Genomic DNA, 14,867 nt, shown 5'->3' with positions numbered 1-14,867 from the left:
TGATATTCACTTCAGCAGGCGTTTTTTGTATTTGATTAAATATTCTAAAGCATCGAGGGTAAGCCTATTGGCCGACTTTCTCTTTATGCTGAAGGGTATATGGATCGCCAGGCTTTAGGCATTTTGTGCAGCGAGGAAATCCTTGCTTTCGAGCTCGGAATATCCCATAAGGTATTCGTCTACTTTTCTTGCACACTCCCGGCCTTCGGAAATTGCCCAGACAACCAACGATTGTCCCTTACGGCAATCGCCTGCCGTGAAGATATTTTCGACGGAGGTTTGGTAATCTTTATCATTAGCCAGAATATTTCCTTTTTCGTCCACGCGAACACCGAGCTGTTCCAATAACCTTTGCTCTGTATGTTTGTAGCCAATAGCCAATAAAACGAGATCTGCGGGGATTTCACGAACTTCGGATTCGCCCAATCTTGTACGGCGCCCAAATTCGTCAACTTCATATTGAACCTCTTTGACTTTTACGGCTTTAACGTGGCCATTTTCGTCGTGGATGAACTCTTGTGTTTCCGTTGCCCAAAGGCGTTCACAGCCTTCTTCTTGCGAAGAGGAGGTCCCAAAGGTCACTTTGTCCATTGGCCAGGGATTGTTTTTTAAACGCTCTTTTGATGGAATTGGTTTACGGGCGATTTGGGTAATACTCTTGGCTCGATGACGGTTGGAGGTTCCTATACAGTCTGAACCTGTATCGCCGTCACCAATAACCACAACATGTTTATCTGTCGCTAAAATACGTTCCTGGTCAATACTAATGCCACTTACTTCTTTGTTTTGCTGTTTCAAAAAGTCCATAGCGAAGTGTATCCCTTTGGCTTCGTGTCCCGGTAACTGCATATGCCAGGGTACTGTTGAACCCGTCGCCAAAACGACAGCATCATAAGCCTTGAGTTCGTAAAAACTAATGTCTTTACCTACCTCGGTATCCACTCTGAACTCAATTCCTGATTCTTTCATTAAATTAATCCGGCGGTCAATAACGGATTTCTCCAGTTTGAAATCTGGAATACCATAACGGAGCAAGCCCCCGACCTGATCGTCACGTTCGAAAACTGTGACATCGTGGCCGGCTTTATTCAATTGTGCTGCAGCGGCAAGTCCGGCTGGGCCAGAACCGACAACAGCAATACGCTTGCCTGTTTTTAAATAGCTTTTATGAGCTTTAACATAGCCCTTTTTGAATGCAATCTCAATGATATGCTTTTCAATTTCTTCGATTGTGATCGGTGTGCTATGGATTCCAAGCACGCAAGCAGATTCGCAGGGTGCCGGACATATTCTACCTGTAAATTCTGGAAAGTTATTGGTGGAGGTCAGGATTTGGTAGGCCTCTTCCCATTTTCCGTCATATACCGCATCGTTGAATTCAGGAATAACATTGCCCAGTGGACAGCCTGAATGACAAAACGGAATACCGCAATCCATACAACGTGCAGCTTGCTTATTTAGCTCATTCTCAGAATATCCTTTATTAAATTCTTTGAAGTGCTGTACACGGCCTTCAACAGCTTCTTTTGTTGGAAGCACGCGCTCAAATTCTTTAAAACCTGTAATTTTTCCCATGATCTGTGCTTCCTATTTTATGCTTCAACTAATTTTTGACGAATAACATTTTTGTATTCTCTAGGGAATACCTTTATGAATTTATTTTTTTCCCGGGCCCAATTCTGTAAGATGAAATCTGCTCTACGGCTGTTGGTCAATAGCACATGGCGTTTCAATAAAGCTATAATCGCTGTTTCATCTTCACTTTCCAATGGATCCAAGTCGACCATCTCCAGGTTACAGTTTTCGCGGAAATCAGCGTTGATATCGTAGATCCAAGCGATACCACCGCTCATCCCGGCTGCAAAGTTGCGCCCTGTTGCACCAAGAATCAGCGCACGGCCACCAGTCATATATTCACAACCGTGATCACCTACACCTTCCACGACAGCAGTAGCACCTGAATTACGAACGGCAAAACGCTCACCTGCCTGTCCATTGACGAATAGGTGTCCTGATGTAGCTCCGAATAAGGCCACATTACCAATGATGATGTTATCTTCAGGTACAAGAGCACTTTCTGTTACTGGATAGATTGCCAGTTGTGCGCCTGATAGGCCTTTACCGACATAGTCATTGGCTTCTCCCTGTAATTCAAAGGAAAGTCCTTTTGTTGAAAATGCGCCAAAGCTCTGACCTGCGGAACCCTCAAATTTGAAGTTGATGGTGTTATCAGGTAATCCTTCAGATCCATATAATTTGGAGATCTCATTGGATAGCATTGTTCCGATAGTACGGTCGGTATTTTTTACTTTGAAAGTTCCAAATACCGGAGTTTTGCTTTCCAAAGCTAATTTCGATTGTTTCAATAATCCCCAGTCCAAAATCATGGCCATGCCGTGATCTTGTTCTTCGGTATTATACAATGATTGCCCCGGCTCATTGCGTTCCACATGAAGGATATCGGTAAAGTCGATCTTCTTAGCTTTCCAATGGTCGATATTTTCACGTTTTTTGAGGAATTGTGCTCGGCCGACCATTTCGTTGATGGTGCGGAAACCCAGGTATGCCATCGTTTCACGTACTTCTTCGGCAAGGAAGGTGAATAGGTTGACGATATCTTCGGGTTTTCCGGAGAATAGCTTACGCAGTTCAGGATCTTGTGTAGCTACCCCAACAGGACAAGTATTCAGATGACATTTGCGCATCATAATACAGCCTCCTGCAACCAATGCCGCTGTGGATACGCCCCATTCTTCAGCACCTAATAGTGTAGCGATGACAATGTCCCGACCTGTTTTTACCTGTCCATCAGCTTGTAGGACAACACGGCTACGCAGTTTGTTTTTTACAAGGGTCTGATGTGCTTCTGCAAGCCCTAGTTCCCAAGGTAGTCCGGCATGTTTGATCGAACTAATTGGCGAAGCTCCGGTTCCGCCGTCGAAACCAGCGATCAGGATGACGTCGGCATGTGCTTTGGCAACACCAGCGGCAATCGTTCCAACACCAGCCTTAGATACGAGCTTCACGTTGATCCTTGCTTGACGGTTTGCATTCTTTAAGTCAAAGATCAACTGTGCCAAATCTTCGATGGAATAAATGTCATGATGCGGTGGTGGTGAAATCAGACCTACACCTGGAGTAGAGTGTCTGGTTTTTGCAATCCAGGCATCTACTTTAGGACCTGGTAATTGACCACCTTCTCCCGGTTTAGCTCCTTGTGCCATTTTGATCTGTAACTCGTCTGCTTGTGTTAAGTAATTGGAAGTTACACCAAAACGTGCGGAAGCGACTTGTTTGATAGCCGAACGCATGGAATCACCATTGGGCAACGGTTGATAGCGTAATTCATCTTCCCCCCCTTCACCGGTATTCGATTTTGCACCGATGCGGTTCATCGCAATCGCAAGGGTACTATGTGCTTCGTGAGAGATAGAGCCAAAGGACATCGCGCCAGTTGCAAAACGTTTTAAGATTTCACTTGCAGGCTCAACTTGCTCCAATGGGATGGAATTGCGGTGCTTAGCAAAATCCAACAGCCCGCGAAGGGTAAACATATGCTCTTTCTGTTCGTTTATCTTGCTCGCATACTTTTTATATGTAGCATAATCTCCGGTACGGCATGCTTGCTGTAATAAGTGAATGGTATCAGGATTCCACAAGTGACCTTCGCCACGGCGTTTCCATTGATAGATACCACCCTCAGGCAATAGGTTCTGTGGTGTACGGCTTTTTTCAAATCCACGCCAGTGTTTAGATAGAGCCTCTTTTGCCAAATCATCCAATGTCATACCACCGATACGGGATACTGCGCCGCAGAAGAATTTGTCAACAACAGATTTATCAATACCAAGTACCTCAAAGATCTGTGCACCATGATAGGACTGCAAGGTTGAAATCCCCATTTTGGAGAATATTTTCAACAAACCATTGTTGACCGCTTTCACGTAGTTTTTAGAAAGCTCAGGCCAGGTTAGTTCAGTATCCAAGGTGTTTTGTTCCTTCATGGTCCGAATACTTGCCAGTGCCATATATGGGTTGATCGCAGTAGCGCCAAAAGCCAATAGGCAGGCAAAGTGGTGTACTTCCCAGGCATCACCAGCTTCGACGACTAAACCTACAGCGCCACGGTTGCCGGTTTTGATCAGGTGGTGATGGACCGCTGACACCGCAAGTAGCGAAGGGATGGCAGCGTGTTTGGAATCGATAGCACGGTCAGAAAGGATCAATACCTGGAAACCATCACGTACAGCATCATCGGCATATCTGCATAGACGCTCTAGACCTGCTTCCAGTGAGCCAGGTTTCCCGTCGGAACGGAAATAAGATTGGATGGTTTTTGCCTGGAATAATCCGGTATCAATAGAACGCAATTTTTCGAGTTCTTTGGAAGTAAGAATCGGATGAGGCAAAGTCACACAGTGACAGAATTTTTTGTCCTCGATTAGGATATTTCCGGCATTACCGATAAAAGTGGCCAGACTCATCACCAGGCGTTCACGGATTGGATCGATCGGTGGATTGGTTACCTGTGCAAAGAATTGTTTAAAGTAACTTGAGATATGCTGTGGTTGATCGGAGAGAATAGCCAAAGGAACATCGGAGCCCATTGAACCAGTTGGTTCATATCCGGTCAATGCCATCGGTGTCAGAATTGTTTCAAGGTCTTCTCTTGAGAAACCAAATGTTTTTTGATATTTGAAAACGGATTCTTTGGAAAGATAGGTATAGGTGACACGGGGTTCTTCCAGTTCTTCCAACTTGATTTTATAATTGTCCAGCCACTCACTATAGGGTTGCTGATTGATCAATTGGTCTTTTACCTCCTCGTCGGTCAGGATACGGCCTTGTTCCATATCGACAAGAAATATCTTGCCTGCCTGTTGGCGGCCTTTTTTAATAATGGTTGATTCCTCGATCGGCAGTGCGCCAGCTTCGGAAGCAACTACGACACGATCATCAGAGGTTACGGCATAACGTAATGGACGTAAACCGTTACGGTCCAGTGTTGCTCCGATATGTTTACCATCTGTAAAACATAAGGCTGCAGGACCATCCCAGGGTTCCATCAGCGTAGCATGATATTCATAGAATGCGCGTTTCAGCGGATCCATTTGTGCATTATCATCCCAAGCTTCCGGCACCAACATCAGCATAACGTGCGTCAGGCTACGACCACTATGTAAAAGGAGCTCGGCAACATTGTCTAGACAGGCGGAGTCTGATTGACCCCGATCAACAACAGGAAGCAGGATTTCCATTTCTTCCTCAGTGAAATATGGAGACGAAAGGGCGCGCATGCCTGCATAAAACCAATTGAGGTTACCCGTCAAGGTGTTGATCTCACCGTTGTGTGCCAGCATACGGAATGGTTGCGCTAACGACCAAGAAGGAAAAGTGTTGGTCGAGAAGCGAGAGTGTACCAATCCAAAGGCGGATACCACACGAGGATCACGCAAATCAAGATAATAAGTGCCGACTTGGTATGTTGTTAATTGACCTTTGTAAATGATAGTTTTGCAAGAAAGCGATGCAAAGTAAAGTGGGAGAGGGTATTCTTGTTGTTGTTTAACTTTTTGGATGATCAGGCGACGTAGAACAAAAAGTTTGCGTTCAAATTCTTCAGTGTTTGAAACTCCGTCCGGTCTGCTAACAAAAAACTGAACGATTTCAGGTTCGGCACTGAGGGCTGTTGGTCCAATACCTTCACGATTGACTGGTACTGGACGATAGCCAAGGAATTTCATGCCCCTTTCTGCTGTCGCTTCCTCAATCAAGTCCCTACATATTTTGTTCATGGTTTCTTCTTTAGGCAGAAAAACCATTCCTGTCCCATAATAACCCGGTTCCTCTAGCTGTATCCCTAAGCTGATACATTCTTCCCATAAAAATTCGTGTGGCAGCTGAATCATGATACCGGCTCCGTCACCACTTTCGGGGTCACAACCACAGGCGCCACGATGCTCCATGTTCTCCAACATGGTCAGCGCGTCTTTCACTTGTGCGTGTGATTTATTCCCTTTAATATGGGCGACAAAGCCTACTCCACAGGCGTCATGCTCAAAATTAGGGTCGTAAAGGCCCTCCGTTTTCGGTCTTTGTTGAATCATCTTTCCTTTTCAAATATTATACATTGCTAATATAGGAATAAAAATGGATAATATTATAAATATTCTAATAAAAATGTGTTTGTTTTGATTTTATTGTTTCATTTTATTGTTTTTATTATGGATATTGTATTTAATGTTTTTTGGGGTTAATTGAATTTTTCAATCCCTAATAATGCATCATTTGGCGATAATTTTTACTGGAAATGGAAAAAATAGCATGTGATTGCAAGAATATGTATAAATTAGGCAAAGTATTGCACATTGTTTGTGCCGTAATGATAGGCCTTATTTTATAGACAGAAAATATGAAAATAACTGAAATAGAGATCTACAGATTAAGTATTCCGATGGAACCATTTGTTATCGCGACCGGAACCATGGATTATGCGCAAAACACGTTTATCCGCATACACACTGATACGGGGATTTACGGGGTAGGTGAATGTTCTGCATTCCCCATGATCGTGGGCGAAACACAGGATACCTGTCTAGTTTTGGCACGTGATTTTGCTAAAATCTGGAAAGGAAAAGATCCATTGATTATTGCCGAACGTTTGGCCGAACTAGATTTGTACATTGCCGGTAATAGAACCATCAAATCTGCTTTTGATATCGCATTACATGATTTGGCGGCTAAACATGCCGGTATTCCACTCTATCAGTTTTTAAATGGAACAAAAAGAGAGATAACGACCGATATGACGCTGGGGATAGCCTCTCCTGAGGAGATGGCATTGAAAGCTAAAGGTCTACAGGACGGGGGAGCCGTGGTATTGAAGGTGAAATTGGGCAAAGATCCTAAAACAGATGTAGCCCGCATCCGTGAAATACGAAAAGCTGTTGGGTTTGAGATGCCTATTCGCATCGATGCCAACCAAGGTTGGTCGTATGAAGGGGCTGTCGTTGCTCTGCAGGGACTGGAACCCTTTAAAATTCAATTTTGCGAACAGCCCATGCGCACATGGAACGATGAGTTATTACCTCAGCTGCGTACCGAAACGATTGTTCCCATTATGGCGGATGAGTCGGTTTATTCTCACCATGATGCCGAGCGGCTCTGCAAAGCGGATGCCTGCGACTATATCAATATCAAATTTTCGAAGTCAGGAGGAATTCAGGAAGCCTTGAAAATCAATCAGGTCGCCGCGGAGTATGGTATCAACTGTATGATAGGGGGGATGCTCGAATCACGCTTGGCCCTAGCCGCCAAAGTGCATTTTGCCTATGCTGCACCAAATGTCAAATTTTTTGATTTAGATACCTGTATGGTTGGTCACCTAGAGGATCCGGTTATCGGAGGGATCCAATATGAAGGTTACAAAATCCATATTTCGGATGAACCGGGTATCGGTGCGGATATAGACCAAGCATTTTTAGATCGCTGCGAGAAATGGGTAATTTAACTTTTATACACAGCGTATGAATAGCATGAACTGGGGGATAGGTGGCCAAGAGATTGCCGTCCTTATTGTTATTGTCATTTTCTTAGTGGCTGCATATTTCTTCTTTTCAAGACTGCTCAAGAAGTAGAAATTGTCTGTTTTTTTACATTTGTTAAAAAATAAGCCGTTAATAGCTGTTTTGACAGGACATAGAAATTAAAATAGATAATATTCAGTACCTTTGCGGAACTTGTTTTTTTATAAAAGTTAGAAAATATCATGAGTACTCAAAAAGGACCTATTTCTCAATTTATTGAGCATAATTACCGTCACTTTAACGCGGCAGCATTAGTAGATGCTGCAAAAGGTTACGAGGAGCATCTTTTGGATGGTGGAAAAATGTTGATCTCCCTTGGAGGTGCAATGTCTACTGCTGAATTGGGTGTTTCTTTGGCAGAAATGATCCGTCAAGATAAAGTGCACTTTATTTCTTGTACTGGGGCTAATTTGGAAGAAGATGTGATGAACCTCGTTGCGCACTCACATTACAAGAGAATCCCGAATTATAGGGATTTGACAGCAGAACAGGAAAGAGAATTATTGGATAATCACTACAACCGTGTAACAGATACTTGTATTCCGGAAGAAGAGGCTTTCCGCCGTTTACAGAAACATCTTGAAGACGTATGGCATGCCGCAGAGGCGAAAGGTGAGCGTTACTTACCACATGAATTCCTGTATCAAGTTGTTAATTCCGGTGTGTTGGAGCAATACTATGAAATTGATCCAAAAGATTCATGGATCGTAGCTGCTGCTGAGAAAAACTTACCTATCGTTTGCCCAGGATGGGAAGATTCAACTACGGGTAATATCTTCGCGTCAAATGTGATCAAAGGTAAATTGAAGGCAAGTACCGTGAAATCGGGTATTGAATATATGATTTACCTGACAGAATGGTACCGTAACAATTCTGCTGGTAAAGGTGTCGGTTTCTTCCAGATTGCTGGTGGTATTTCCGGTGATTTCCCGATCTGTGTGGTTCCTATGATGTACCAGGATTTAGAATGGGAGGAAGTACCTTTCTGGGCTTATTTCTGTCAAATTTCTGATTCGACGACTTCTTATGGATCTTACTCTGGAGCAGTTCCAAATGAAAAAATCACTTGGGGTAAATTGGATATCGATACACCTAAATTTATCGTAGAATCTGATGCTACAATCGTAGCACCTTTGATTTTCTCTTATATCTTAGGACATTAATCTATTCGATTGATAAAAAAGGAGTATGGAACAAGAATTTTGCCTTGGCAGGTTCTTTATTCTTTACTCCTTTTTCTTTTACTCTTTTCTTGTTTATCTTTACCTTCTACTATTTTTCTTTTCAAACGATGAACAATTTAACAACAGATAATCCGGTCGCACTTCAAGCCTTGATGGATGAAACCATTTTTACCAATGGTTTTGATTTTCAATCAACTCAGGAAGCTGTATCTAAAGCAAAGGATACAGAATATATTGCTGTCGGAATCCCTTCTGCTGATCATCTTACTCGATCTGTTCCAGATGGAACCTTAACATCTGGTTATATTGGTCATGAACAAGGTAATAATGAGCTGGAAGTATTAGGTGGAGAATTTATCTATCAGGGCAATAAAGATCAGGGTATACTCTTTATCTTGCGCTATGAAGAATATCCTTATTTTTCTCCCGCCGCACTTGATGCATTCGAAAAAACAATTGGAGCTTTAAAATTGAGGAAGGAAACTGTTGCTGTGGTTAATTTAGCAAATGCGCACAATCCAAATGATTTTAAGCGGATTATGCAGTTTTTTCAACCAACAAAGATTATTTTATTGGGCGTGGAACCTGCTTCGCTGAAACTTCCGTCAATCGAACATAATTCTTATATGAAGGGGCGAATAGCTACAGTGTTTAACACCTTCAGCTTTGAAGAAATGTTTGCCGATGTCAATAAAAAGAAGCTGTTCTGGAACGAATTTAAAACGTTTATTGTTTCCTAAATTCCTGGATCTCATGTTATACATTCGGGATTTAAGAGACTGCAATTCGGCAAACGAATAGGAATAGGCCACCATAATAATAAATAGATTAATGCTTGATGGCCCCAATTGGCTAAAACCTTTATCCAATTGATCAGGTCTTTTTGATAGCTGGTAAGAAACAACAGATGAAATTTTAATTTAAAGAAGATGCTAGAACTTGTATTCGCAACAAATAATGCCCATAAATTGGAGGAAGTCCAGGCAATAGTGGGAGAGGCTTTTGTTATTAAAAGTTTGAACGATATCGATTGTCAGGATGATATTCCAGAAACTGGGGTGACCTTTGAAGAAAATGCCAAGCAAAAAACAGACTATTTGGTAAACAAATATGGTCTTTATTGTTTTGGTGATGATTCGGGGCTGGAAATAGACGCGCTAAATGGCGAACCAGGAGTTTATTCGGCGCGGTACTCGGGTTCAAGGGATATGGAAAAAAATATTGATCTTGTCTTGGAAAGAATGGGAGACCATGCTAACCGAACCGCGCGATTTAAAACAGTTATTTCGTTATACCTGAATGAACAGCAACACTTTTTTGAGGGGAGTATTGAAGGCCAGATCATTAAAGAACGTAGGGGAATAGATGGATTTGGTTACGATCCCATCTTTATTCCGGATGGTCATGACAAAACTTTCGCGGAGATGAGTGCCGAAGAAAAAAATGCAATCAGCCATCGGGCGATTGCCGTTGGCAAACTGGCTGATTATTTAAAAACAAAATAATATTGGGATGTATTTTAATCAATAAACTTTTTGTTGGCAATGGAAACAAGCGGGGCAAAAATCCATTTTGTCCCGCTTGTTTTTTTCTGAAAATGTCTGTTTTATACCGGTCAGAAAGAACCTTCACGTGATTATCATAGCTGTTGGTGCTTATAAGAACATGAAGGTTTTATCCTGTATGTGGACTATTTTATTTCTTTTTGGACGTTTGGGTACTATCTTTTGACGATGGTGTCGAGGTTTTTATATTCGTTGAATCCTGTTTAATAGTTTTTGTGTCTTCTACTTTCTTTTCCTGAACCTGTTTTTCATTTTTAGGTTTGGATTTCATTTTTCCATTTTCTTCGGTCTCCTTCTCAGTCGGAGCGGTGAAAGATGACTTTGAAAGATCACGTTTTCTATTTAATAAATCCGCTTTTGATTTAGGACGGTCTTCAGGGCGCCAAGTAAAGTTGGGTAAAAATTCTTTGTCTGCCGTAACCTCTGCAATAGGATAGACCTTTCCATCGACTTTTCTGATGGAAACGTATTCTTTGAGCTTATTGTCTTCCATCAGAATTTTAAACCGGCTACTCCGGTCATGAACGAGCTCCGTCGCTATATTCGTTTTCTCATCTATGTTATAGAAAATGTTTTCAGCATTTCCATCGACAAAGAGGCGTTCCATGCGGTTATTGCTAAAGAAACTGGTGATCTTTCGACCCTTAATCTGATTGAACTTTAATGAGTCGCTTGTAGCATTAACCATAAATGCATTTCCGACCAACAAGGAGTTATCCAGTTTCTGATTTTTCACTTGTAAGAATATTGTGTCTCCTGATATCTGTGAATTCTCGGCCCACATCATCGGTTTTCCCATCAACCTAAACATCGAATCCTGCATACCATAATACATCGAATCCGCAACAGCCTGTAAATCGGATTTAAATAATCGTGCATTATAGTAGGCTTTTAGGATCCTCGTTTTAGCCGTATCTTGAGGCAGCGAATCTCGCTTCCCTTCTTGTGCATTTTTCAATGCAGCCCCCATTATCTTATCCGATTCCCCACCCTTCGGTATAATCGCTTTTTTACGTAATACGCTATCCGCTTTCAGGTTTTTCTCAATTTCTATGCGATTTTGATCGCCAACGATTACCGGTTGTTTTTTCGGCGTATTTTGCTTGTTGCTCGTAACTGAATCGGTTATTTTTTTGACCTCTTTGCCAACGATCGGTTTCTTGATTTCATTTTTATGCAGGCTATCTATGCCTTTTTGTAGACTATCTGCTGCTTGTTGTAGGGTATTGGTTGAGTCAAGATCTGAAGATATGGAATCTTTATCGCCATAATCAACCTCATTGTCTTCTTCGATGGCTCCTCCTTCACGGTTTAATTTAAAATCTCGTGCAATATAATCGCGTCGGAAGATCATCTGTGAGAATAGGGTATCAGCTGTCATAAACACAGAATCCATTTCGGAATTTTCCTTCAATTTCTCATCCTTGCTGAGGATATTTTTATTTTCTGTTATGTCTTTTTTCTGTTTATTATCAGTAACAACCTCTGTTTTGCTGCTTTTCCCGTTGTCTTTCTGTTCCTCTTTCTCAGCTTTCTTTAATTCCTTCGCTTCTTTTTTTAGCTCCTTTTCAGATTTTTTCTGCACAGGGGAGAATGAGGAGACAGAATCTTTTTTTGTCGAATCTTTCTTAACGACAGAGACAACCAGAGGTTTATCGGTCATGGTGATGGATTCATTTCTTCCGTTATAGAGTCCATATCCACCATAAGCGTAGAATTTGTCCAGTGTGTCTACAAAGACAACATTTTTCACGGCTTTACCGATTCCAACTTGTCTATCATAGAAAAGACTATCCCCCTTGAGGAATTTAGTGCCTTCTGTGTATAGATTTTTTTTCGAAAAGTAGGCCTGACCAGTCGCCATATGATACCGGCCTTTCTCGGTATATAGATTTTCGCCTTTGTTCCCCTTCATATTTGTAGGACCATAGAAGTCTGTTATACGGGTGTTGGCATTGTATTTCATGGAGTCGGTGTAGACCTTTACGTTGGTTGAGCGGACAACTACCTTTTGGTTAAAATAAGATTCGCCGGTGTTTTCGAAATAGGTAGCCCGTTGGCTGGTAATCGTGTCACTTCCAGAGAGAATACGTCCGCCACTGTAGTAATTTCCAATTTTACTGCGCATGTTATAAACCAGGTGATCGGTAGTCAATATTGATCCGCTAGTACTGACCATACGAACAGCTCCAGTCAATGTGGCCAACTGCATCGCCGCTTCATAATGTAGTTTGTTGGAAAATATCTGTGTACCATCGGGTTGGGTGATGATCACATTTCCATAGGCTTCGAAGAATTGTCTGCCCAATTTGTCATTATGTAAATACCCACTGTCAGACGATAGTGTCGAACCAACGTGTTCATAAACTGGACGGTAAAAAACCACGTTACCATTCTTTCCGGTAATAATATGCGACGAAGAAAGTAACTTTAATTCGTCCTGTTTCTGCGCTTGGACCGTCAAGCCAGTTAAAATTAATACAATCAGGGTAAAAATGTATTGTCTCACAAAGGCAAAAATATGGATTTTAATTGCTACTTTATTGGATTTCACAAATTTTAAGATGTGAATTTATCATTCAGCCAAAATATACCGTAACTTTGTTATATGAATGTGCTGGAAAGATTAAAGGGATATATTGAAAAGGAGCATTTAATGATGCCTCATGATAAAATATTGCTTACAGTAAGTGGTGGGAAAGATTCGATGTTGATGGCACATTTATTTGCAAAAGCGGGGTATCAGATCGCTATTGCACACTGTAATTTTCAATTGCGTGGTAAGGATTCCGAACTGGATGAGGCTTTGGTAAGAAAGTTTGCAACAGATAATGGAATTCCAATTTTTGTCAATCAGTTCGATACGCTAACTTATGCCAAGGAAAACCAAATGTCCATTCAGATGGCAGCACGCGAACTCCGTTATACTTGGTTTGAAGAACTCCGGGCGGAACTTCAGTTTGACCGAATAGCGGTGGCCCAACACCTCAATGATCATATTGAAACGGTTTTGCTTAATCTTTCACGTGGAACTGGTTTACAGGGGCTCCAGGGCATCTTGCCTATACGCGATCGTATTATTCGACCGCTTTTATTTCTCAAAGCTAGTGAAATAGAATATTACGTCAGGGAATATGCTATTGCCTATCGGGATGATCAATCCAACTTTTCAACAAAGTATGCGCGTAATAAGATCAGGATAGATATTATTCCTCATTTCAAAAAGCTGCAACCTGATTTTGAACAAATTTTTGAACAGAATATTACACACTTTAAGGAATCCTATCACTTGTTACAACAATTTGTCGAGCCAATTCGGAACAGGCTTTTTCGGACAACCGGTGATGGTTGGGTTGTGCGTAAGGAGGATCTGGAGGAATATCTGAATAATTTACCCTTGTTATACGAATTGTTCTCCAGTTTTAATTTTTCAAAAGCAGTGTTAAGTGATTTACAACAGGCCTGGAGCAGGGAATCTGGTCGTATTTTTCAATCGGATTGTTATCATATGCTTTTGGATAGAGATGAACTTTTTATCAAAGAAAAGGAATTTATATCTTCGGATGAAGCGATTATCACTTCAGAAACATCAACTGTGGAATGGAAGCAGTATTGTTTCCATATAGGTGCATCTACTGAGCTTGTTATCACGAACAACAAAGAGATAGCGAGGCTCGATTACGACCTTCTTGTTTTTCCATTAACGATTCGCTCCTGGAAAATCGGGGATAGCTTTTATCCATTGGGCATGGAAGGTAGAAAAAAGTTAAGTGATTTTTTCATCAATAAAAAAATCAGTTTATTCGAAAAGGAAAATATTCCTATTGTAGTCAATGGAAATGGCGATATATTGTGGTTAGCCAATTATCGTATGGATAATCGGTATAAGATTACCGCCAATACAAAAAAAGTCCTTACTTTAGTCTGTAAAAGCGATTAAGGCGTAAGTCTACTATCTCAATACTAAAAAAAATGAAAGAAGGTGTACTCTATTCGGAAAATCAATATTTAGGACGTGACCGTGTTTGGATAAGTGTGCGTTTGGTGCTTGTACTATTCTGCTTTACGGCATTTTATCTCAACCTTGATCACTTGATCTCAAGTCAATTGTTTTTTATCGTCGGAGTTGGGATTATTATTACATCTATTATCATGATGTATATGGTCCTGTTTCGTATTGAGGTATTTCAGGATCATGTCCTGATCAGTGGTCTTTGGTCTACACGTGTTGTGAAAATAGATCTAGGTTCCATTTCCAAGGTTGAAAAGGCTCCTTATAGTACATTCTTTTTTAACAACCCTGTTTATAACCTACATACAAAAGGAAAGATTAAGTTTTTTGCGGGAGGAAAAAACGCGGTATACCTAACCGATAAAGATGGATTGACTTATGTGCTGGGCACCCAAAGACAAGAAGAGTTGTACCGCACGATCATGGAGACAAAAGGGAAATTGGGAAAGTCTTAAAATTTGTTAATATTTCTTATCTGACAATTTACAGACAACAGTTTATCGACTTATTGGTTAAATTT

Annotated in this window: 9 protein-coding genes; 6 read left to right on the top strand and 3 right to left on the bottom strand. The window is 41.3% G+C overall.

Annotation, left to right across the window (positions count from 1 at the left end; all coding sequences use genetic code 11):
- Positions 1-114: 114 nt before the first annotated feature.
- Both BWD42_RS18450 and gltB read right to left on the bottom strand, forming a co-directional pair.
- Positions 115-1,575, bottom strand: coding sequence for a glutamate synthase subunit beta (locus BWD42_RS18450; protein ID WP_077437888.1), 1,461 nt, complete (start codon positions 1,573-1,575; stop codon positions 115-117).
- Positions 1,576-1,592: 17 nt separating this feature from the next.
- The gene (gltB, locus tag BWD42_RS18445) at positions 1,593-6,107 is read right to left on the bottom strand and encodes a glutamate synthase large subunit (RefSeq protein WP_077437887.1); all 4,515 of its coding nucleotides are present in this window, start codon (positions 6,105-6,107) and stop codon (positions 1,593-1,595) included.
- A gap of 305 nt (positions 6,108-6,412) precedes the next feature.
- On the opposite strand from gltB, the gene BWD42_RS18440 reads away from it, so the two are divergent.
- The 4 genes from BWD42_RS18440 to BWD42_RS18425 all read left to right on the top strand — a co-directional run bounded on the left by BWD42_RS18440 (position 6,413) and on the right by BWD42_RS18425 (position 10,275).
- Entirely contained in the window at positions 6,413-7,510 is a 1,098-nt protein-coding gene (locus BWD42_RS18440; RefSeq protein ID WP_077437886.1) for a mandelate racemase/muconate lactonizing enzyme family protein, read from the top strand.
- Positions 7,511-7,768: 258 nt separating this feature from the next.
- On the top strand, positions 7,769-8,749 hold the full coding sequence (locus BWD42_RS18435; protein ID WP_046674101.1) for a deoxyhypusine synthase family protein: 981 nt from the start codon (positions 7,769-7,771) through the stop codon (positions 8,747-8,749).
- 128 nt (positions 8,750-8,877) lie between these two features.
- Positions 8,878-9,510, top strand: coding sequence for a hypothetical protein (locus BWD42_RS18430; protein WP_077437885.1), 633 nt, complete (start codon positions 8,878-8,880; stop codon positions 9,508-9,510).
- Between the two features lie 189 nt (positions 9,511-9,699).
- Positions 9,700-10,275 carry a non-canonical purine NTP diphosphatase gene (locus tag BWD42_RS18425; protein ID WP_077437884.1) on the top strand — a complete coding sequence of 192 codons (576 nt, stop codon included), beginning with the start codon at positions 9,700-9,702 and terminating at the stop codon, positions 10,273-10,275.
- Positions 10,276-10,465: 190 nt separating this feature from the next.
- On the opposite strand, the gene BWD42_RS18420 is transcribed toward BWD42_RS18425, so the two are convergent.
- A complete protein-coding gene (locus BWD42_RS18420; protein WP_175992090.1) occupies positions 10,466-12,844 on the bottom strand; it encodes an OstA-like protein in 2,379 nt (792 codons plus the stop codon).
- Positions 12,845-12,943: 99 nt separating this feature from the next.
- On the opposite strand from BWD42_RS18420, the gene tilS reads away from it, so the two are divergent.
- Together tilS and BWD42_RS18410 are read left to right on the top strand one after the other, a co-directional pair.
- On the top strand, positions 12,944-14,275 hold the full coding sequence (gene tilS, locus BWD42_RS18415) for a tRNA lysidine(34) synthetase TilS (RefSeq protein ID WP_077437882.1): 1,332 nt from the start codon (positions 12,944-12,946) through the stop codon (positions 14,273-14,275).
- 32 nt (positions 14,276-14,307) lie between these two features.
- Complete coding sequence (locus BWD42_RS18410; RefSeq protein WP_077437881.1) at positions 14,308-14,802, top strand: hypothetical protein; 495 nt, start codon at positions 14,308-14,310, stop codon at positions 14,800-14,802.
- Positions 14,803-14,867 lie beyond the last annotated feature (65 nt).

Source organism: Sphingobacterium sp. CZ-UAM (assembly GCF_002000245.1).
Lineage (GTDB): Bacteria > Bacteroidota > Bacteroidia > Sphingobacteriales > Sphingobacteriaceae > Sphingobacterium.
Note: the sequence above shows the minus strand (reverse complement) of the source record. Positions and strands in the feature narration are given on the sequence as shown.

Coding starts and splice junctions, on each gene's coding strand:
- BWD42_RS18450 (WP_077437888.1), bottom strand. CDS start 1,575: ATGGGAAAAATTACAGGTTTTAAAGAATTTGAGCGCGTGCTTCCAACA.
- BWD42_RS18435 (WP_046674101.1), top strand. CDS start 7,769: ATGAGTACTCAAAAAGGACCTATTTCTCAATTTATTGAGCATAATTAC.
- BWD42_RS18440 (WP_077437886.1), top strand. CDS start 6,413: ATGAAAATAACTGAAATAGAGATCTACAGATTAAGTATTCCGATGGAA.
- BWD42_RS18410 (WP_077437881.1), top strand. CDS start 14,308: ATGAAAGAAGGTGTACTCTATTCGGAAAATCAATATTTAGGACGTGAC.
- BWD42_RS18430 (WP_077437885.1), top strand. CDS start 8,878: ATGAACAATTTAACAACAGATAATCCGGTCGCACTTCAAGCCTTGATG.
- tilS (WP_077437882.1), top strand. CDS start 12,944: ATGAATGTGCTGGAAAGATTAAAGGGATATATTGAAAAGGAGCATTTA.
- BWD42_RS18425 (WP_077437884.1), top strand. CDS start 9,700: ATGCTAGAACTTGTATTCGCAACAAATAATGCCCATAAATTGGAGGAA.
- gltB (WP_077437887.1), bottom strand. CDS start 6,107: ATGATTCAACAAAGACCGAAAACGGAGGGCCTTTACGACCCTAATTTT.